The 21,177-nt window shown below is 73.4% G+C and carries 10 protein-coding genes; 4 read left to right on the top strand and 6 right to left on the bottom strand.

The genetic code is table 11. The features are described from left to right. Positions 1-6: 6 nt before the first annotated feature. From IEY91_RS11450 to IEY91_RS11435, 4 genes are all read left to right on the top strand, one after another. Entirely contained in the window at positions 7-2,613 is a 2,607-nt protein-coding gene (locus tag IEY91_RS11450; protein WP_189173832.1) for a dynamin family protein, read from the top strand. A 91-nt stretch (positions 2,614-2,704) separates the two neighbouring features. Beyond that, a complete protein-coding gene (locus IEY91_RS11445; RefSeq protein WP_189173831.1) occupies positions 2,705-6,436 on the top strand; it encodes an Hsp70 family protein in 3,732 nt (1,243 codons plus the stop codon). Positions 6,437-7,569: 1,133 nt separating this feature from the next. Continuing rightward, on the top strand, positions 7,570-8,571 hold the full coding sequence (locus IEY91_RS11440; protein WP_189173830.1) for a hypothetical protein: 1,002 nt from the start codon (positions 7,570-7,572) through the stop codon (positions 8,569-8,571). Between the two features lie 72 nt (positions 8,572-8,643). Then, a complete protein-coding gene (locus tag IEY91_RS11435) occupies positions 8,644-9,570 on the top strand; it encodes a protein kinase family protein (RefSeq protein WP_189173829.1) in 927 nt (308 codons plus the stop codon). 108 nt (positions 9,571-9,678) lie between these two features. Here IEY91_RS11435 and IEY91_RS11430 read toward each other — a convergent pair whose 3' ends face one another. The 6 genes from IEY91_RS11430 to IEY91_RS11405 form a co-directional block, all read right to left on the bottom strand. After that, the gene (locus IEY91_RS11430; protein WP_189173828.1) at positions 9,679-10,893 is read right to left on the bottom strand and encodes a serine hydrolase domain-containing protein; all 1,215 of its coding nucleotides are present in this window, start codon (positions 10,891-10,893) and stop codon (positions 9,679-9,681) included. 595 nt (positions 10,894-11,488) lie between these two features. Next, on the bottom strand, positions 11,489-12,883 hold the full coding sequence (locus tag IEY91_RS11425; RefSeq protein ID WP_229696868.1) for a serine/threonine-protein kinase: 1,395 nt from the start codon (positions 12,881-12,883) through the stop codon (positions 11,489-11,491). A gap of 145 nt (positions 12,884-13,028) precedes the next feature. Beyond that, complete coding sequence (locus tag IEY91_RS11420; protein ID WP_189173827.1) at positions 13,029-13,841, bottom strand: hypothetical protein; 813 nt, start codon at positions 13,839-13,841, stop codon at positions 13,029-13,031. After that, positions 13,838-14,683, bottom strand: coding sequence for a vWA domain-containing protein (locus IEY91_RS11415; RefSeq protein ID WP_189173826.1), 846 nt, complete (start codon positions 14,681-14,683; stop codon positions 13,838-13,840). The genes IEY91_RS11420 and IEY91_RS11415 overlap by 4 nt, the downstream gene beginning before the upstream one ends. After that, a complete protein-coding gene (locus IEY91_RS11410; protein ID WP_189173825.1) occupies positions 14,680-17,319 on the bottom strand; it encodes a caspase family protein in 2,640 nt (879 codons plus the stop codon). The genes IEY91_RS11415 and IEY91_RS11410 overlap by 4 nt, the downstream gene beginning before the upstream one ends. A gap of 92 nt (positions 17,320-17,411) precedes the next feature. Next, complete coding sequence (locus IEY91_RS11405; protein ID WP_189173824.1) at positions 17,412-21,020, bottom strand: CHAT domain-containing protein; 3,609 nt, start codon at positions 21,018-21,020, stop codon at positions 17,412-17,414. Positions 21,021-21,177: the final 157 nt, after the last annotated feature.

Genomic DNA, 21,177 nt, shown 5'->3' with positions numbered 1-21,177 from the left:
GCTGTCATGGACCCCAGCACGGACGGATATGAGCAGTGGGCGCTCGGCATGCTGGAGGCGCTGGAACGCGCGCCGACGCACGACACGGAGGACACCGAACTCACCGCCCGCCGCGAGGAGTTCAGGGCGACGGTGGCGCAGTTCCTCGGCGAGGTGCGGGATCCGCTCACGATCGGGGTGGTCGGCGAGTTCAGCTCCGGCAAGTCCCTCCTGATCGAGTCGCTCCTCGGCATGCCGGGGCTGCTGTCGGTGAGCCACGCGCCGACGACCGGCAACGTGACGGCCATCCGCGTCGACCAGGCCCGCGACGGCGAGCCCGCGCCGTCCCTGTGGGAGCGCGGGGTCGTCTACTGCACGCCCGCGGAGACGGCCGAGCTGATGGCTCATCTGCACGGCAGGATGGGGAAGTTGGCCGCTCTGGAAGGCCTGGCGGAGCGGGACGTCGACGCGCTGCGGACGGCGCGGCCCGACCGTGAGGGGTGGCAGCCCCTGGTCGACTGGTGCCGCCGCCACGGGCGTTCGGCGCAGGGCTCCAAGCTGAGCGCCGCGGCCACCGAGGCGCTGCTCGTCGCCGACGCCCACAAGGAAGGCGCGGCGCTGCTCGGCCGCCGCTACGACCTGTCCGACGCCCAGGCCAAGCTGGCCATGTCGCTCAAGGACGTACCCCCGGAGGAGAAGGGCGGCGGCTGGGACAGGCAGGGCACCCCGGACCCGGAGGGCGGCAGCATTCCGGACGACGTGCTCGCCGCCTGCGTACCCCTCATCCGGAAGATCGAACTGCGGGTGCGCGTGCCCCGGCGCATCTGGGACCTCGCGGACGTCGGCGCGCTCACCCTGATGGACTTCCCCGGGCTCAACGCCTCCGGGTCCAGCGTGCGCGACCGGTTCCTGAGCCGCCGTGAACTGCGCGACATCCACACGGTTCTGATCCTGATGAACGCCCAGCGCGGACCCACGGCCGGCGAGCAGGACTTCTTCGACATGCTGCGCGAACCGACGGCCGACGGCCGGGAGCGCAGGTCGGACGAGGAGCTGCGGGAGAGCATCCTGGTCGCGGGCGGCCGCTTCGACCAACTGCCCGTCGACGACCCGGCGGCGCTGCGCGCCGCGCTCCTCAACACGCCGGAGCGGCTGACCGAGCGGCGCCTGCTCGGGCACCGGGACACCGCGGTCCTCAAGCGCGTCGTCGAGGCCGCGCAGTCGCTGCTGCCCGCTGGGCAGCACAAGCAACTCGTCCTGGCGTCCCCGATGGTGGGCCTCGCCGCGCTGCGCGCCTCGGGGGCGCTCGGCGCCGTGCCCGACGTGTCGTCGCGGGCCCGGCCGCAGGCCGCGGGCCAGTCGGTGCCGCCCGGCATGTGGGCCCAGGTGGCCGACCGGCTCGCGGCGGACGCGCCGGGCAGCCCCCTGATCGTCGCGCTGCGGGAGTTCGCGCGCGACGGCGGTCTCGGGCTGCTGCGCCGCGAACTCACCGGGCACGCGCGGGCGCACGGCGGCAGGCTCAAGAGCGGCTCGGTGCGCCGCCGGGCCGGGGCCGTGGAGCGGATGCGGCTCGCGCTGATCGCGGCGGAGCGCTCGGCGCATCCGGAGATCGAGTACCCGCCCGCGTACCAGGAGATCCAGCGCACGCTCCACGAGACCCGGCTGCTGTTCGCCGGGCTCAGGGAGACGCTGGTGCTCGGGCGGGGCGCGAACGGCACGCAGGGCGACGAGTTGCGCCAGTACCTCGTCGACGAGGCCGCCGCGGCGGTCGCCGCGTGGCCGCAGTGGAAGGAGTTGTTCGCCGCGGTCGACCGGGACCGGCATCTGGTCGTGGCACCCTCGGCCACCGAGGACGACGCGGACTTCGACATGCGGGTGCAGGAGGAGCTGGCGCTCCTCGGGCTCTTCGCGGAGGAGCCGACCGCGTCGGAAGGCGAACCGCGGCAGACGATTCCGGGCGGGCCCGGGGAACTGCTCGCGTCGTTCCGCGCCTCGCACGAGGTGCTGCTCGACCTCGTCCACGACCGGATACGCGCCGCGTACGAAGAGCGTCTCGACCAGTACGCGGGCGTGCTCGACGACCTGCGCGAGCGTTGGATCGCCATCGCCGCGGAGGAGCAGCGCAGGGGCACGCTGTCCGGAGCCCGCCGGGGCCGGCTCGGCGCCCTCATCATGACCATCAACGTGGAGGAGTTCCGCACCAGGCTGCGGGAGACGGCCGTCCCCGAGCAGGACTCCGGCGCCGTGGAGTCCGGGTTCCCGCTGCGGCCGGACCGGCTCTTCCCCTGGCATCCCGAGCAGCCCGAGGACCGCGACCCCCTCGAACGGCACGTCGCCCATGTCGTGCGGATGCGGCGGGAGTTGGTCGCCGCGCTCGTCGACCTCGTGCACGGCCGGCTCGCCGCGCACCAGACGCAGTTCGCCCAGCAGGCGGGCAGGGCCCTGGCGGTGGGCGAACGCTATGCGAACGCGACCGACACACCCGAGCTGCTGCTTTCCGGCATACGGGGCGAGGGGGCGGCCCCGGGCGCCGCGCCGCTCGACCTGGCCGCCCGGCTCGAAGCGACACCCGCGCCCAAACCGCCGTCCACACACCGCGCCGCGCACGCGCCGACGCGACCTGGCGCGCCGTGAACACCGCTGCCGCCCCGTCGCACACGGCACCCTGCACCTGGCATCGACGCCCGGACTCACCGACGGAGACACCGGAGATACCGGAGACACCATGGGACTGACCGCCCGCTTCTCGTCCTCGGGGCCGTCCTGTGTGGCCGACGCCCAAGGAGAGGGATTCACGCTCCTCGGCCCGCTGTCCGCACTGCGCCCTCCCGACCTGCAGCTCTGGCCGACCCCCGGCGGCGGCACCCTGGTGAGCCGGGTCGAGGTGCTCGCGGCGCCCGGCCTGGCCGAGGAGGACCGCCTCGCGCTGTACGGTGCGTGGAGTTCCGTCGAGGGGCACGTCGTGACGGCGCCGGTGAACGTCTCCGGTGCGTCCGTAGCTTTGTCCGCGGCCGCGGGCCACGCCGACATCCCCGTCGTCGTACGCCTCACGCACCACGACATGAACCCGGTCACCGGACGTCCCGTGAGCACCATCCACGCCGTCACGGACGTCGCCGCCACGCTCCATCTGGACATGGCCCGGCAGCAGCCCTCCCCGCCTTCTACCGCAGCGCCCCAGACGGCGCGTGCCGAGGCGCACCGTCCTTCGGCGGACGCGGGATCCGGCGCCTGGTACGACCCCGCCCAGTGGACCGAGCCGCTGCCCGAACCCTCGGCCAGGGCCGCCGCCGCACCGGCCGCCGCCGCGCCCACCGGTGCCGCGACCGGCGGTCACGGACCGCGCCGGGTGCCCGGCGACGCCGTACGCCACTTCGGCTTCGCGGCCGTGGACTTCGGCACCACGAACTCCACGGTGACCATCCACGACATGCGCCAGCTCGACGTGCGCGCCATGTCCCGGCATCAGGAGACGCGCCTGCGCCAGGAGCTCGTCGCGCTGCTGACCGACGCCGACGCGCCCGGCGCCGAGCGGGCGCAGTGGCAGGAGCTGCTCGCCGACGTGGCGCGCCAGTACCTCACCGACGGCGCGGCGGGGTCCGCCGGTCCCGACGGCTTCCAGAACGGCGGCGCGGGGCGGGCGTTGGCGGACTCCCTGGACGGCGGGTACGGCGACGAGGGGTGGGTGCACGCCCTGTACACGGCGCTCGAACTGCGGGTCGCGTCCCGCGACGAGCGGCTGCGCAAGGCCGCCGCCCCATTGCTGCACCAGTGCTACCACCGGGCGTTCGACGAACTGCCGCTGGACGTCCTGCGCCTGTTCACCGCCGACCTCGACCACTCCGGCGGCAGCGAACTGCCCAGCCGCATCGAGGTGGTCCAGACCCACCCGGAGCTGCGGGTGCGGATGGGCGAGGAGCGCGTCGCGGTCGGCGGCGGGCCCGGAGCCCGCTCGTACCGCGGCCTGAAGCAGTACCTGGGCCGCGACCACCGGATGGAGGGCCTGGAGCCCGCCACCGCGGACGACCTGATCCGCGAGGGGCTGCGCTATCTCCTGGACCAGACCGACGAGTACATCGCCGCGAACCCCAAGGAGTTCCACCAGGGGAAGATCGACCACGTCGTCATGACGTACCCGACGGTGGCGCCGCCCGTCGTGCGCCGCAGGCTGCGGGAGCTGGTCGGGGCGGGCGCCGAGGGCGCGGGCGACGGGCTCGGCGTCACGCTGGTGGACACCCAGTTCGACGAGGCGGTCGCGGCGGCCCTGTTCTTCATCATGCGGGACTTCGCGGGCGACTTCGTCGCGGGCGTCGAGGCGTTCCGGGCCCGCTGCCGTCCGCTGCCCGGCACCGACCGGGCCTGGCAGCAGAACGTACTCGTCGTCGACGTCGGCGGCGGCACCTCGGACCTCGCACTGATCAACCTCCACCTCAAGGACGCCACGCCCGATCCGATGGCGGGCCAGGACCCCCGCTTCGGCGGACGTCTGTACGTCCTGACTCCCACACTCCTCGGTTCCACCGGGCATCTCCAGCTCGGCGGCGACCTGATGACGCTCCGGCTGTTCCGCTGGTACAAGGCCGCGTTCGCCGACCACCTGCTGACCAGCCACCCGGACCGGTACGAGCACGTCGTGGGCTCACTCGATGATCCGTACGCCGTCGACGGCCGCTACGTACCGCGCACGCTGCTCGACCGCGGCCACCACACCAAGCGCTATCCAGCCGACCTCGTCGACCGGGTGGTGCCCACGCGGTGGAGTGCCGAGACGGTGGTCTCGGCGGCGCGCGAGGACGCGGAGCAGACGTTCTGGCTGCTGTGGGAGCTCGCCGAGGACGCCAAGAAACGGCTCGGCGCGGGTGACGCGGTGTACCAGCCGCTGCCCGAGACGCTGCACGCGCTCCTGGACCGCATGGGGGCGCCGCAGGGTTCCGAACCCGAGTGGGCGCCGCTCCTCGACGCCGACACCTTCGCGGCGCTGCTCGCCCCCGACATGAAGGAGATCATGGATCTCGTGCTCGCCCTCACGAAGAACATCGTGCCGGGCAGCGAGCTCGACCGGATCTTCCTCACCGGCAAGAGCAGCCGCATGCCGCTCCTTCGGCACAGCCTGGAACGGCGGCTGCGGCAGGACGGCGACGTGCCGTGGAACCCCGCGGGCGTCGCCGTGGAGAAGGAGTACGGCAAACTCGCGACGTCCATCGGCGCCTGCTGGGGCCATCACATCCGCCGCTTCGCGCACACCGTGCGCAACGCCCGTGGCGTGCTCGGCCGCGGCCGCTACGTGCTGCGCATCGAGGTGGACAACCTCAGCTACTACCTGCCCTGCGACTTCGGCCCCACCTACCAGCTCGCGACCAACGACCCCACCCACGCCCTGCTGCGCGTCGGCGCCCGGCTCAGCCCGATCGGCCCCGGCGGCACCTGGGCGGTACGCAGCAAATGGCAGAGCCTGCCCGCGAGCCTGCGCATCCACCGCAACGTCGGCACGGGCTGGAAGGAGTGGGGCGCCTTCGACCCCGACGCCTACGTCCGCCTCGAGGAGCCCGGCTTCCACCTCAACATGACGGAGTGGACGCGGGAGGCGACGTTCGAGCTGGAGGTGAACGCGGATCTCGATCTGTCGGTGCATCTGGCGCGGGGGGCTCCGCATTACGAGGTGGGCGGGGTGGCTCCGGTGCGGGTTGCCTTTGACGGCGGTGACGGGGGTCAGGGGGGTGGCAACGGTGGTGGCGGCGGTGGCTGGGCGCCGATCGAGATCGTCGCCGACACCCGGGTGGCCGGGGACCGGCCGGATGTGGGTGTGGTCGTGTTCAGCCTGCCGGAGGATCCTCGGCGGCCGGTCGGGGGGCCGCGCGAAGGGGGCTCGGCGTGGCCGGAGTCCGGAGTGCCGCTGTCCGGAGGGCCGCTGTCCGGAGGGCCGGAATCCGCGGAGCCGCCGGAGTCCGGGGTGGCGCCGCGTCCCGGGGAACCCGCGGCCGGGCAGTCCGTGGGGGTCGAGGCCGTGCCTCCCGCCGTCGAGGCCCGCAGGTTCGACAAGGTCTTCCGGGTGGGCTCGGCGGGCGCGGCGCGGGCCGTGCGGGGCATGACGAGCGAGCCGCTCGGCGCGCCGCCGCCCGACGGCTGGTCGTTCTATCTGCGCTATCCGGCCGAGCCGGACCGGAAGTGGGACCTCCTGGGGGTCGTGCCGGTGCCGGACGCGAACGGAACGTCTGTGGCGACAGCGCCCGGGACGGCCTACGCGCCGGAGCCGGGTGAGGCCGAGGAGGGAGCTGGGTACGTGGCCACGCTCGACGAACACGGACACCTGCGGGTGCACCGCGACCCCGTCCCCTACTGGACGGCCGACTCCATCGCCGAGATGTGGCACCGGCCGGGCTCGGTGTTCCGCGTCGACATGAGCGACACGAAGGCGTCGTACGTTGCCGAGCGCGACCCGTTCAACGGCGAGCACTGACCGCCATGGACGCGATGCGCAGACTCACCCGGGTACCGGACTCTCGGCTCGCCCTCGTGGCGCGGGCCCAACTCGCTGGGATGCAGGCCGCGTTGGGGGCGGCGTTGGATGCTTTTCCGGATGATGCGGGGGCTCGGGAGTGTCGGGGGGCGTTGGAGGAGGTGGGGGTGGTGTTGGCGGAGGCGGTGGCCTTGACGCGGGCGGGGCCTTTGATGGAGGCGGGGGCTTTGACGCAGGCGGGAGCGCCGATGCCGGCAGGTCCCCCGGCACAGACGGGGGCGGCCCGGGCGGGTGGCCTCGACGCGGCTGCGTCGACTGCGGAACGGCCGGCTGCCGGTGCGGGGGTGTCGGCTTTGGGGGCGGGGGCGGGGGCGGGGGCGGGGGCTTTCGCGGGTGGGGGCGGTGCAGGCGGTGCTGGTGCGGGCGGACTTGGTGCGGGCAGTACTGGTGCGGCTGGCTCCGATGCGGCAACTCACGGAGAGGCCGATGCGGCTACGGCCGCTGGTACGGGCACTGCTGGTGCGGGCGGTGTGAGTGCGGCTGGCTCCGATGCTGCAACTCACGGAGAGGCCGATGCAGGTACGGGCACTGGTGGTGCGGACCAGGCTGGTGCCGCCGCCCCCGGCACGGCTGCTGCCCACACGGGCATGGGCGCTGCGGACGCCACCCCCGCCACACACGTTCCCGATGCGGCCATGCCCCGTAGGGACACTTCCGCCACGCCCCGTCCTGGCACGACCACTACTGGCGCTGCCGCCGGTGCAGTTGCTCCCGGTGCGGCTCCGGCTCCTGGAGACACCCCAGCGACAGCCGCCCCCGGTACGGCCGCTACGGGTGCCACTGCATGTGCGGCTACGGGTGCGGCGGCCCCCGGCACGGCCGCCTCTGGTGCAACCGCCCCCGGCGCAGACGCTGCTGAGACGGCTACCCCCAGAACGCCCACTACTGGTGCGGCGGCGCCCGGCACGGCTGCTCCCGGCAGAGGTGCTCCCGGTGCGACGACTGGTGCGGCCATCCCCGGCACAGACACTGCCGGTACGGCCGCCCCCTCACCCCCAACCGCCGCGCCCGCCCCCGGCCCACAACCTGCGACCGCGCCCACGCCCCTCAATACCGCCACCGACACTCCCCCCATGGGCACACCGATGCCCGGCGCGGCCGCAGTCCCCCCGCCCCCACCCCCTGCCGCCGACCCCCATCTGGCCGCCCTCGCCGCCGAGTTGGGCCGCAACCCGGACAGCGTCGCCCATCTGGGGCCGCTCCCCGCGCCGGACGTGTCGGACACGGCCGTGCTGTGGCACTGGTTCCATCTGACCCTGCTGCGCCTGCCCTCTCCGCACGCTGCCCAATGGCGCGCCCGCGCGCGGCAGTTGCCGATGATGGCGGGCGATCCGGGCGGCGAACTCTGGGACGAGTGGCGGGCACTCGACGGCGGGCAGGTGCTGTTGCCCCCGCTGCCCCGCTTGGGGGTTTCCGGGGTGCGCCTCAGCCGGGCGGGCTCGGTGGCGCCGTGGGCGATGGCGGCCGCGGAAGCCGGGGAGCAGCCGTCCGGAGAAGGTTCGGGCAGACACAGGGACCCGCGAACGACGCCCGCGCTGGGCGACCCACGCTCGCCGCTGAGCGTCTGCGTCGTCCTGGCCGGCTGGGTAGCCGAACTCGCCGCCCTGGACGGCCAGTTGCACCACTGCCTGGAGAACGTCGCTCACCGAGGCGTGGTGCCGTTGCGCGAGACGGAACACCGGGAGGCCTACCGACACGAACTCGCCCAGCGGATCGGGCGCCTGGCCCGCCAGACACCGGACTCGGCGGCGGAGCTGCGAGCGGCCCTGGCCGTCGACGAGGCTCTGTGTTCCGTGCTGCACCTGCCCCCCGCCGCACCGGGAAGCTGGTGGGCACAGCTGGCCGAGACCTCGCAGCGAGCCGTGCTCGAACTGCGCCGCAGGGTGCGCGACAACGGTGCCGACGTCGCCGTGGAGGTACTCGCCCCGTCCTACCGCGAGGCCCGCCGCCGCACCGGGGGCAACGACATCCCCCTGGACGCGGGCGGCCGCAAGGGCCAGGTGCTGGCCGGGCTGCGGCTGTGGGCACGTATTGAGGGGAGGGAGTTGCCCGGGCGGGTGGTGTATCGGGGATGAGCGCCCGGCAGGGCACCAGCCCGACCCAAGAACAGGAACGGGCGACAAACACGGGAAGGGGGACCGCCCGCCATGACCGAGAGCGCCGCGCACGGCCCACGCTGGCCGTCCAAGCCCGAGTACGCCGAAGCGGTGCAAGATCCGGCCACGGCCTTCGCCGACCCGGGCCTGGCCCGAGGCGTGCTCGACCTCAACCGGCTGGGCATGCCCCGCACCAGCTCGGGCCGGAACGCCGTAGTCTTCCGGCTGCTCGGGGACCGGGGCCCGTGCGCGGTACGTTGCATGACCCGCGAACCCGTGGCAGGCGCACGCCGCTACGACTCGCTGAGCCGCTACGTCGAAACCCGCCCCTGCGCCGCCCTGACCCCGGCGACCTGGCTGGAGCGCGGCATCCTCGTGGGCGGCGCGTGGTGGCCGGTGGTGCTGATGCCGTGGGTACCCGGGGACACTCTGGACCTGGCCCTCGCCCGCCACCTCGACGAACCCCGAGCCTTGCGCCACCTCGCCGCCAACTGGCGTGTGGTCCTTCGCCAGTTGGCCCAGGCAGGCCTCGGCCACGGCGACCTCCAGCACGGCAACGTCCTGGTCGACGACGAACTCCGGCTCCAACTGGTCGATCTCGACGGGGTCTGGGTACCGGACGGCCAGGAGTGGCCGCGAGCCGACGCCGGGCACCCGGACTACCGACACCCACGGGAAGCCGCGGACCTGCAGGGCGTACGCCTCGACGCCTTCCCGGCCTCCGTGATCTTCCTGTCCGCGCTGGCCGTCGCGGCGGACCCGGGCCTGTGGGAACTGCACACCCAGGAAAACCTGATCTTCCGCGAGACCGACTTCGCCCAACCCGGCCGCACCCCCCTCTGGGAACGCCTGGGCGCCTCCCCCGACCCGCGCGTCGCAACAATGTCCCGCCGCCTGTCCGCCGACTGCGCACGGGCGCCTGGACAGTCGGGCGATCCGGAACAACTGGTCACCGAGGCCGGCCCCAGTCCCACCTGAGCTGGTTCTCCGCATCGAACTCGACTGTCGCGAACTCAAACACGGCCTCGGCCTGGACCACTTCCCAGGGCCGCACCTGGCGCGGATGGCCGACTAAGTGAACCGCCACTACCGAAGTCGAACCAGCTCCGGCAAGGGAGACGGCTTGTCGGTCGGGGACGGGACCCTGCCGCAGAACTCCGCTTCGATGACATTCACGTAGAGCCGTCCATCCTGCAACCAGTCACCGTTGACGTTGAAGGTCAGCTGGTGCTTCCCGTCCAGCGTGCCGAACATCCCGGACAGGGAGCCGTTCGCACGGCCGGTCTTACCCACCACCTTCACTCCGCAGGACAGCTGCCCGAACTCGACACCGAGCCCATACCCCAGCCCGTCCCCCGCCGGGACTTCATCGAGCATCTCCTTCATCTGCTTCGGGGGCAGTAACTGCCCGCTCACCAGGGCTTGTTGGAAGCGATTGAGGTCGCCGCTGGTGGAGATGACGTCGCCGGCCGCGCCCAGCCATGTCATGTTCTGTTCGGTGGCGTCATGGATCTTGGCGTCGGGCTCATCCTGGTGGAGCCGGGAGTAGCCGACGGGGTGCGGGTTCGGCAACTGTGGTGCCGTGCCGGGGAACGATGTCCCGGTCAGCTTCAGCGGCTTGATGATGCGGCGTTCGACCTCCTGCCCGTACGAATGGCCCGTCACCTTCTCGATGACCATCCCGGCGACCACGAAATTGGTGTTCGAGTACAGCGGCGCTTGCTCCGGATCGGGCATGGGTGGGTACTTCAGCGCTGTCGCCACGAGTTCCTCGGGCGCATGGGTGTCGTACCGGTGCTCCGGGAAGCCAGGACCGGCGGCATTGTGTATGAACGCGGGATCCGAGGTGTAGTCGGCGATGCCGCTGGTGTGGTTGAGGAGCTGACGCAGAGTGATCCTGCTCCCGTCGTAGCCGTTGCCCTGCACCAAGCCGGGCAGCCACGTCTCGACCGTGTCGTCCAGGCTCAGTCTCCCTTCCGCCTCCAGTTGGAGCACGACGGTCGCGACGAACGTCTTGGTGATGCTGGCCCCACGGAAGTGATCGCCGGGGGAACGCTCACGGCCCGTGCTGGTGTCCGCATGACCGGACGCCGCGAACCAACTGCCGTTACGATCCCGGACCTTGGCGGCCACTCCGGGAAGTCCGCCCTTCTCGACGAGATCACGCAGTGCGGTCCGGGTGGCCTCGTGGCCACCGTGCTCTGACCGCGCCGCGTGCGCGGACGGGGCGAGTGCTGCCGCTCCAGCGGCAATCGCCATTGCCAGAGTGAGTGAGACAGTGCATGCAACGCGCTGCTTCATGTCCGTGTGCCTCCTGATCCCCAAGGGGCAGTGCCTGCCCCTTGGGGAGGATGACGCCGAACGCAGGCCTCAGAGTTGAACATTGGAGTGGTCGCCCACGCCGTAGCGACCAGAGCAACGGCCCCTACGAGACAGTCGCATGATCGCCCGGACAGGTCCTGGCCCTGCGTGATCCGCGCTGTCGGCTGTTCGCCCGTCATCACCGAGCGGATCCGCCGCTCCAGCACGTCCGCCCACGCCTCCGCCGACGGGCTCGCGCCCTCCTTCGGCGTGTGGACTTGCGCTTCTATGCCGCCCACGCGGAACACGACATGCGCGAACCGCTCACTCGTGAAGCTCAGGCTCTCGTCTCCGGCCCCGGCGTCCGCCAGTCCTGGGGCAGGGCGCCGCACTCCCCGAACTGGCCGGACTTCCGCCCGAGGCGGCGGCACTGGCCCGGCTTCCGGAACTCTCCCTGGGGGCCGGTGCGACGGCCTGTCTCGTCGTCGGAGGCGAGGGCAACGCCAACGGCAACGGCCAACCGCTCGATCCCCTGCACGGCAACGCCCCCGACCGCCCGCTGACCGACCGGTCTCCTTCAGCGCTGGGCCGGCGGCTATCGGCCCACTTGGACCCGGAAGGAGAGCCGGTCGCCCTCCGTCTGGACTGCGGCGCTCTGCAGGGTCGGCTCTTTGTACGACGGCGTCTGCTCGATCAGGATGGGGCAGCCGTGCTCGTCGTTGAGGCAGCCGCCGCGTTCGGCCCCGAGGGTGTCGACCCGGGCTACGCCCGCCTGCCGCTTCATCCACTCTTCGACCAGGAGGACCTGGTCGGCGCAGTGTTTGACGCACGGGTCGGGCCACGTGTACGTCACTTGTGCCTGGTCTTGGTCGACGCGGGTCGTGGTCGGCCCGGAGAATCCCGTGGGGACCGTGAGGGCGTCGGCCACAGTCCGGTTGGCCTCGTACGTGCTGTTGTCGCCGCCCCCCTTGTCAAGGAAGTACCCGGCATACGAGACCAGCGCGATCACCAGCATCGTCGCGCCCAACTTGGCCCACGGCGAGACACGTCGGCGCGGTGCGGGCCGCGGCCCGACGGTGGGCTCCGCCGCGACCTGCGGCGCCCGCACGGCGGGGCTCCACGCCGGCATCGTGGGAGGTGCGAGCACAACGGGGGCTGCCATGGCGGGAGTTGGCGCTGCCGCGCCGTTCAACTGGGCCTGCAGCTGATCCATGGTCAGGCGCGCCGCTGGATCCTTGTGCAGCAGCCCGTCGAGCACGGGGCCGAGCACCCCCGCCCGCACGGCCGGAATCGGCGGCTCCGTCGCGACGGCGACCAGGACCGCGCTCGGGGCCGTCCCGGCGAACGGGGCGTGGCCCTCCACGGCGGCGTACAGCGTCGCGCCCAGGGACCAGAGGTCGGACTCGGCCGTCGCGGGCAGGCCCCGGACCTGCTCGGGCGCCATGAACGCGGGCGTGCCCATGATCATGCCGGTGGCGGTGAGGGTGGCGTCGCCTTCAAGGGCGGCGATCCCGAAGTCGGTCAGGACGACCCGGTCCTCTTCGAGGAGGATGTTGGCGGGCTTGATGTCCCGGTGAGTGATCCCCATCCGGTGCGCGGCACCGAGCGCAGCCGCCACTTGCCGCCCGATATCGGCTGCCCGCTGGGGCGTGAGCGCGCCTTGTGCCTCGATGAGGTCGGCCAGGGACCCGCCGTCCACCAGTTCCATGACGATCCAGGGCCGTCCGTCGAGGCCGGATATCCGGTCATGAACGGTGATGATCCCCGGATGCTTCAGCCGTGCGGCGGCGCGGGCCTCACGGTCGAGGCGGCCGATCCAGTTCTGCCGCTCGGCCTCGCCCAGATGCTCGGGCAACTGCAACTCCTTGACAGCGACGTCCCGCCCCAACTGCTCATCGTGGGCCTGCCAGACGGCGCCCATCCCACCCTGGCCGAGCAGTCGGCTCAACCGGTAGCGGCCCGCGAGGAGTTGTGCGTGATCGTCGTCCACGCATGGAATATAGCCGGGCCGCCCGCGCTGGACCCTGGCGGTCAGAACCCCGGTGACGGACTCGTCCCAGTGCTTCGAGCACTTGGGCGCTGTGTGCCGTGCCCGTGCCGATACCCCGTCGCTCTCGCCCCGCCTCCTGCCCCCACTACACCCCCACCACAACCCCACACCGCACCAACGTCACATCATCCACCTCCAACTCCCCCCGCCGCCAAAGCAAACGCACCTCCCCCTCAAAATCCCCCGGCGCCACCTCCGTAAGGAATCGCCACACCTCACCCCCACGCGCGGCCCGCCCAAGTGCCCAGCGGGCCAGCGCGTCCGTCATCACAAGGAGCACATCACCCACGCCGCACGCCCCGGACGTCACATCAGCAGTGCTCAAGGCACCCGGCAGCGCCCCCGCCGACGTCGGCACCAGGGCAGGAGCGGACGTGAACTGTTCCGGTCCGTCCAGTGGAAAGGACCGGACGACAGCGCCCGCCCGCAGGGCCACCAGGCACGTGTCGCCCACGGCCACGGCCCGCCACCACACGCTCCCGGCGCCAGGTGGTGCGGCCTCCACCACGACACCGAGCAGCGTCGCGAAGCTGCCCCGCGCCACCGCGTCCGACAGGTACGGCGGCGCCTCCGCGGGCAGCCGTATGCCCGCGGACCACTCCTCCGCGGCAGCGCGCACCCAGCACGCGAGCGCCTCCTCACCGAAGTCGTCGGGCGGAGCAGCCACGAAGCGGTCCGCCAGACACCGCGCCCACGGCCCGGACGCGAGCGCGCGTGACGCGCCGTCACAGACCGCGATGCGCCCCCGCGCCAGATCGAGGGCAGCGGCGTCCTCGCTCGGCTCACCGGCCGACTTCGGCACGGACAGGACCGAAGCCGTCAGCACCAGGCGCCTGCCGAGCGCCGGAGGCGGGGGCGGGGGCGGGGGCGGGGGCGGGGGCGGTCCGTCAGCAGTCACCCGGCCCGTACCCGGCTCGTCGTTGCCGTGCCGATCCGCATGAAGTCGACCAGCTCGGGCACGTCCGCGTTGTAGACGAAGCCGCGGGCACCGGGGGCGATCCGGCCCGCGTAACCCGCCTCCTCGACCAGATTGGCGGGCAGTTCGCTGGACATCTCGTACAGCAGCGCGGTCGCGGGGTCGGTGCTCTTCGCCGTCTCGGCCGGGAAGTACACGGCATCCTCGCCGCGCGCCGACAGGTGCAGGTTGAACAGCAGCAAGTTCCCGTCGGCGGTGCGGAGTTTGCGCAGCCGGGCCGCGGGGCGGCGCGGGTCGCCGTCGGTGGCCATGCCGTCGGTGACGTGCAGCACGATCGGCGGGAAGGAGTCGCGGTGCCGTGACACCCAGCGTTTCAGCACCCGGTGGGCGTGCTGCAGCGCACCGCACATCGGCGTCGACCCCTGCCACACCGGGTCCAGCCACACCATGGTGCGGCGGCTCACCGAGCGGTAGCCCGCGCCGTCCCACTGGAGCTTCTCCCGGGTCTCCACCCTTGCGTGGCGCGGGAGTTGGGCGCTGGGAACCAGTAGGTCGCGACCACCGCCGACGAGGGGCACCACCATGTCGGGGCCGCCGTAGCCGATGACGCCGATGTCGAAGTAGTGCCGGGGCTCCTCCTCGCGCACGTCCTTGGTGCACTCGATGAGCACGGCGTACAGCACGTCGTTGACGGTGTCGCTGAGCGCCTGTCCCTTGCGGACCTGCGCGCTCCCGCCGATCGGCTCGTACATGGTGCCCGACTGGTCGACCAGGAACAGGAAGCACCCGGGCCGCCGCCGGTCGATCCGCTGCTGGTACGTCATGGCTGCCTCCGCTGCTCCCCGTCCGCGCCGCCCCCGGCCCGGCCGGTGTCGACGACTTCGTACGCGAACGACAGCTCCCCGGCCCGCAGCAGCCCGTCGGCCGGGTGCCGGGCGGCGCCGTCGCCCACCGCGTACCGCTCGTACGGCAGCAGCGTGGTGCGGTACGCGCCGGTGCTCGCACCGGCGCGGTCCAGGAGCGCGGCGGCGGCACGGACGAGGGCCGCGACCGCGTCCACGGCACCGGCACCAGCACCGGCGGGCGTGGTGAGCAGCGCCACGGCTTCGTGGATCTCCACGCCGAGCGCCTTGTCGGCCCCGTGCAGCCGGTCATTTCTATACGTCCGGTCGATTCCGTACGTACGGTCGGCCTCGTCGGCCCGTTCCGCCGCGGCGGCCAACAACCGCTCCAGGTCCGGGCCTTCGCCTTCCTCGCGCGAGACCCACAGTGCCAGGTCGACGGCGCCCCGCACCGGGCCCGAATACAGGGGCAGGCCGTCCGGCGGGAGCGGTGTTCCGGGACTCGAAGCGGCGATGCGGTGCGTCGTGGCGCGGTACGGGACGGCGCCCTCGGTACGGGTGACGGCGAGGCAGTCGACGCGCAGGGCGGCGGGGCGCGGCACCCCGCCGTCGTACGCGACCGCTTCGCGCAGCCGCACGGCCAGGCGGCGCGGCACCGGCCCAGCGGCATGCGGCGGCACGAGCAGGAACGTCGGGTCGGGCCGCTCGTCCACCGCGAACGCGGGCTCCGGACCCGGGCGGCGGCCGGGGTGCAGGTGGAAGTCGCAGCGCGCCACGCGGTAGCGCACGGCCGGTTCCACGTAGTCCGGTCTGCGGGCGTCGCGGACGCCGGTCACGATGTCGTCGGCCAGACGCTGGAGGGGGGAGCCGCCGGGTGTGCGGCGGGCGGTGCCGCGCTGGGCGAGGCGGGTGAGGTCCTGGGGGCGGTCGGTGACGACGGCGACGAACGACTCGGGGCGTGGGGCGCCTCGGGGCAGGTCGTCGGGCCAGAAGAGTTCGACTCCGGCGAGGCGGTGGCTGCCGGGGAGCCGGAACAGCTCGTAGTGGCCGCCGGGTTCGATCTCGATGCCGGAGGGCTCGGTCGTGGTGAGCGGTTCGACGGCGCCGCGCAGGCCGATGTCGAAGACGGAGACGTAGCGGTGGTCGCGGCCGTGATTGTGGATGCGTACGACCACCTGGTCGCCGTTGAACAGGTGCTCTCCGCTCGCGGCCAGGGGGGTGGTGGAGCCGTCCGCGTGCAGCAGCGCATAACTGAACCCGACGTCGTCGGGCAGCGCTTCGGCGCCGGAGCCGGACTCCAGGGCACGCAGGTGGGCCGCGCGGGCGAGGCGGCGGAGGTCCTGGGCGAGGGCGGCGAGCGAGGCTCCGGAGAGGGGGACGGTCGCGGCCCGCAGGGGTTCGCCTCCGGCGTCGCGAAGCCGGAGTCCGTGGGGTTCGAGGGCGACGGTGGCGAGGGCGGGTTCGTCGTGCCGGGCGATGCGCAGTTGGGCTCCGGCGGCCAGGGCGTCGGACACGCGGGCGCGGTCGCGGTGGTCCTGCGGCACGATCGCGACGGGGCGTCGGCCGAGGCCGACCTGGAGGGGGTGGGCCTCGACCCCCGGAGGCAGCGTGGCGGCGGAACCGTCCGCGAGGCGCAACCGGGCCGCGCCCGCGTGCAGTTGGTCGACGACTGCGGTGGCCTGAGGTTCGGCGGGATCGCCGCCCGGGGCGACGAGCGCGTACTGGTCGCCGACGCCGATTCCGAAGGGCCCGGCGGCGCTCAGCCACGCCACATTCCGCTCGACCAGCACGGGCAGCACGCCCGTCACCACTTGCTCGGTCTCCTCGAACAGTCGCCGGTCCGCGGGGCCTTCGGCCTCGGGGCGCTGCAGCGGCATCGCGTCCATGACCGCGGGCCGCACCCTCTCCATGAGGCCGCGCCAGGTCAGGTGCCCGGCGCCGGGCTGCCGCAGCAGTCGGGCCAGGGTCGCGGTGAACAGCCCGTGCGTACGGCCGCCTTCCAGACCGGGCATCTCGAACGCGATGGCGTCGGGCCCGCAGGCCACGAGCCGTACGACGGACGGGTTCGACTCACCGGTCCGGTCGGCGGGCGAAGGAGCGTCCCGCACTGCGGCCTGCCACGCCGCGTGCACGGTCGCCCATTCGGCTTCGTCCGCCCACGCGCGCGCCTTGGGCACCTCCCGCCCGTAACGCGCCATCCGGGCGGAATGACAGCTGTCGATGATGGTCGTGACGTTGGCGGTACGCGCGCTCAACTCGTACTGGAGAAGGCTCAGTTCATCCGCCAACAGGCCACGGAATCCCGTGCGTTCACCGCTCTCGTCGATGTCGGTGGGGCACAGGTACTGGATGCGCGCGGGGCTCTCGGGCGCAGTCCTCGGGCGGCGCGCCATGCCGCCGTGGCCCGAGTAGTACACGACGGCCGCGTCACCGGGGCGGGTGGCGTCGATGAGCGTGCGGTACGCGTCGATGATGCCGCGCCTCGTGGCGCGCTCGGCGGTCGCGCGGGTGACCTCGAAGCCGAAGGCGCCGAGAGTGTCGGCCATGAGCGCGACATCGGCGTGTACGCCGCGCAACCCGCCGGTCTGGCTGCCGATGAGCAGGGCCCGTTTACGCATCGCACCCCCCGGTGACGCGCGCCGTACGGGCCAGGATGACACGCGCGCCTCCCCCGGTCACCCCGCGGAACGCAGCTCCGCGCGCGGGTGCTTCACGCCCCCACGTGGATGAACGGTGCCCAGTGGTACGGGAGTTGACCGGTGTCGTCGGCGAGGTCGGCGGGTGGGCGGCCGTCCCGCGCGCCGATGGCGGCGGCGCGGCCCCCGGTGGCCTCGCGCAGTTCCTCGTACGCCGCCGCGCGCCCCTGGGCGCCCAGCGCGCGGACCCGGCCCTGCGCCACCGCGAGCGCCTCCGCGACCGGCGTTCCGGGCTCGCGCAGCGCCTCGTAGAAGTACGTCATGAGTACGGCCCCCGACTCGTCGTCGACGGGCCACAGCGACACGACGGTGTGGCGGGCGCCCGCGGCGACGGCGGCCCGGACCAGGCCGACGACGTCACCTCCGGCCGTCGCGGTGCCGCGGCCGGTGTGGCAGGCGGAGAGCACGACGAGGTCGGCGGCGAGGTCGAGGCCCGTGAGGTCGCCGACGGTCAGCCGGTCCCGGCCGGCCAGGGCGACGTAGCTGCGGTGGGGGCCGCGCTCGTCGAGCACGCCGTGGGTGGCGAGGTGGAGGACGGCGCGGCCCGGCGCGGCTGCGGACACGGCGGCGCCGGTCGCGGCGGGGCCGAGGAGCGGCTCGGCGTGGAGCAGCCGGCCGATCGCCGTCACCTCCGTCGCCGTCCCGGGCAGTGGGGCGAGCCCCCGGTCCGGCGCGTACTCGGGGTCGCCGACGAGCAGCGCGGAGGCGTCGAGGCGCGGCGGCCGACCGCCGCCGGGCCGGGTGACGAGGGCCGCCGACGGCAGCTGGGAGATCACACGCCGCTCCCCCAGCGGCCCGTCGTCCAGGGGCAGCGCGGCGAACGGCACCAGGCCGAGCGCGCGGTGCGGCACGACGTACAGCCGCCGATGGCGCCGGACCTCGTCGGCCACCGGCTCCAGGAGCCACCCGGACAGCTCGGCCGCCACCGCGCCGGCGGGGGTACCGGTCGCGCACGCGGTGTGGAAGCGCCGCACGATGCCTGCGAGGCGACGGTGGTGGATGGTGCGGCGTACGTGGAGTGCGTCGCCGCGGCCCTCGACCGCCCAGATCAGCAGGTCGTCGTCGAACGTCTCGTACATGAGGAGCAGGGCGTCGTCGGGGAGCGCGGCGCGCACGGCGTCGAGGCGGGTGCCGCGTGGCCTCCGCGACCGCGTGCGGCTGCGCAGCAACTGCGGTGCATGCACGGCCACTTGGGCGTCGGCGGCTTCCAGTTCGTCCTCGGGGGCGAGCACGGTGTGACGCAGGCGCGCGGAGGTGGGGGTGCGCGCGGGGTTGACGGTGACGGCGCCGACGAGGCCCTCGTACGCGGCGGCCCACGCCGAGCCTGCCCGCAGCCAGCGGCGGGCCGCGTCGAGCGGCGGGCCTGGGGGCAGCTCGTCGAGGGAGGTCAGCATGTCGGCGGCGATGCCGCGGCAGCGGTCGGAGAGGTCGAAGGCACGGGCCAGGTCGGCGCCGGGGTCAGCGCCGAGGCCGGCACCCCGGCCGACCCCGCCGCCCCCTCGACGCGCACCACCCCCGCCCTCCTCCGCCCGGCAGAGGTAGGCGCGCGCCGCGATGTGGTACATCGCCGCCACCGTCACGTCGTCCGTCATCGAGGTCCGCAGTACGTCCCGCACGAGCAGGTCCGACCACCGCTCGAAGCGGGCCACGGCGTCCTCGCTCAGGTCGATCGCCTTGGTGTGGTCGCCCTCGGCCTCGGCGAGTTCCGCTCGGCGTGCGATGTCTTCCCAGGGCCTGTCCGTGGAGGTGGGCCACCCGATCCGGTCGAGCAGGCTCTGGGCCTCGCGCGCCGTCCCCGGGTCGCCGAGGCGCAGGAACAGGCTGACCGCCTGGTCGGGGTGCAGCGCGCCGGCCGCGTTGAGGGCGGTCGCCAGGGCGTGGGCCTCGTCCTGCCGTTCGAGGTCGTATAGCAGTGAGATCCGCAGGAGCACGTCGTCGCCCGCGAGGTCGAGGGCCTGCTGGAGCAGCGCACGTCCGTTGTGTGTGAAGCCCGCCTCCAGGGCTCGGCGGCCCCGGTGGCGCAGCAGTTGGCCCGGAGCCCGCCGCAAGCTCTCGCGTACGGCGTCGACGGCCTCGGCCGCGGGCCGCCACGCACCGGCCAACCTCCCTGCCTCGGCGTCGAGTTCACCGAGCCGGGCCTCGGCGACGGCCTTCAGATCCGGGTCGGCGAGCGCCTCCACCGCACGGTCCAGCGACAGCGCAAGGTCGGCGGCGCGCACCCAGGTGTACTCGTCGGCGCCGGGCCGGGCCAGAGCCGCCGTGGCGTGGGCGGTGTCCGCCGCGAGCAGTACGGCGGACGCCTGCCGGAAGTTCAGGCGGTCCACCAGGTCGAGGTAGGCGCGGTCCGTCAACTCCCCCTCCACGGACGGCACACTGCGGGCGGCGAGGTACCGGGCGGCGCGCAGGCAGCGCAGGGCGGCCAGGGTCTGCCCGTCCCGCTGCCGCGCTGCCGCGTACGCGAGGAAGAGGCGGACCACTCCGCGTACGAAACTGGAACTGCCCTCGCGGAGGCTCCACTTGGCCATCCAGGTGAGTGCGCGGCGGTACGCGTCCTCGCCGTCAGCGAGCCCGTCGAGGAGGCGGTGCGTGGTGACGGTCACCTTCAGGGCACCCGCGCGCGCCCGCGCGGCCAGGGTCTCGGCCCACTCCAGTTCTCGCGCACGGCCCGCCCGGTCACCGCGCGTCCGCGCCAAGTGGGCGCGCCTGACAGCTACTTGGGCCAGGCCGTGCGGGCTGGACAGGCGGGAGTAGAGGGCGTCGGCGGCCGCGTAGTGGGCTTCGGCCGCGGCGGGGTCGGGCGGCGGCTCCGGGGCGGGGGCGGTGGCCGTGGGCCCCGGGGCCTGCGGCCCGGCCTGCCCCATGGTCCCGAGCGGACCGAGCCGCAGGCCCAGGAGCTCGGGGTGAGAGCCCGGTGTCAGAGCCACGTCCCCTTCGAACAGCCGCATCCGCGCGAGCAGCCAAGGATCGTCTTCGGCACCCTCACGACACCGGGCGACAGCGGTCCGTACGTCCTCGTCGCGTCCGGCCCTGCCCGCCACGTCGGCCACCGCGAACTGGACGTGCGCCCGCAGCCGCCGCACCTGCGGACCTCCGGCGCCCCCGCCCAGCTCGCCCCCGAGACGTTCGAGATCCTGGAGCACCTGCACAGCGGCCCAACCATCGTCGCTGATACGGGAGTTCTCCGCGATGGAGCGCGCGTTCTGGATACGCGGCAGGAGGCGCGTGGCGACGAACACGACCAGTCGGGCACCGGGATCGGACGGCTCGGGCGGTCGGGCGCTCAGGAGCTCCTCGTCCCCGTCGGACAGGACGGCGCCCCCGCCGCCCGGCGACCAGTTGAGGTCGAGGGTGTGCGCCGCCGTACGCAGCGCGGCGGCGATGTCGGCGGCCGGGGCCGGGCCGTCGACCCGCTCCAGGAGGCGCAGGGCGCGCCGGGGCTCTCCGGCGGCGAGGGAGCGGGCCGCCGCGAGGAGGGGTGCCGCGGGACGGGCTGCTGCCCCGGCACTCCGCTCCGGAGGGAGCGCACCGGCCAGCAGCACGTCCAGGACGTCATGTGAGAGGTCGTCACGTGAGAGGCCGTCAGGCAAAGGACCACGGGACGGCTCGCCATGCGGAAGGTCCATATCCGTACGCCCCCTCAACACCCAGGCACACCCCTCAACACCCCGGTCGTTTCAGCGTACTTAGCGGAGATACCCCATGACTCCCGTTCCCCGCCGAATGCCCGAAGTGTGGTGATCGAGCTCTCTGACCCGCTACCTTCGATCCACGAAGTTTCGA

This window comes from Streptomyces lasiicapitis, from assembly GCF_014646335.1.
Taxonomy (GTDB): Bacteria; Actinomycetota; Actinomycetes; order Streptomycetales; family Streptomycetaceae; genus Streptomyces; species Streptomyces lasiicapitis.
Note: the sequence above shows the minus strand (reverse complement) of the source record. Positions and strands in the feature narration are given on the sequence as shown.

What these genes read in the sequence shown, in the direction of transcription:
- IEY91_RS11405 (WP_189173824.1), bottom strand. Translation starts at nt 21,020, where the DNA reads ATGGACCTTCCGCATGGCGAGCCGTCCCGTGGTCCTTTGCCTGACGGC.
- IEY91_RS11410 (WP_189173825.1), bottom strand. Translation starts at nt 17,319, where the DNA reads ATGCGTAAACGGGCCCTGCTCATCGGCAGCCAGACCGGCGGGTTGCGC.
- IEY91_RS11445 (WP_189173831.1), top strand. Translation starts at nt 2,705, where the DNA reads ATGGGACTGACCGCCCGCTTCTCGTCCTCGGGGCCGTCCTGTGTGGCC.
- IEY91_RS11450 (WP_189173832.1), top strand. Translation starts at nt 7, where the DNA reads ATGGACCCCAGCACGGACGGATATGAGCAGTGGGCGCTCGGCATGCTG.
- IEY91_RS11435 (WP_189173829.1), top strand. Translation starts at nt 8,644, where the DNA reads ATGACCGAGAGCGCCGCGCACGGCCCACGCTGGCCGTCCAAGCCCGAG.
- IEY91_RS11440 (WP_189173830.1), top strand. Translation starts at nt 7,570, where the DNA reads ATGGGCACACCGATGCCCGGCGCGGCCGCAGTCCCCCCGCCCCCACCC.
- IEY91_RS11415 (WP_189173826.1), bottom strand. Translation starts at nt 14,683, where the DNA reads ATGACGTACCAGCAGCGGATCGACCGGCGGCGGCCCGGGTGCTTCCTG.
- IEY91_RS11430 (WP_189173828.1), bottom strand. Translation starts at nt 10,893, where the DNA reads ATGAAGCAGCGCGTTGCATGCACTGTCTCACTCACTCTGGCAATGGCG.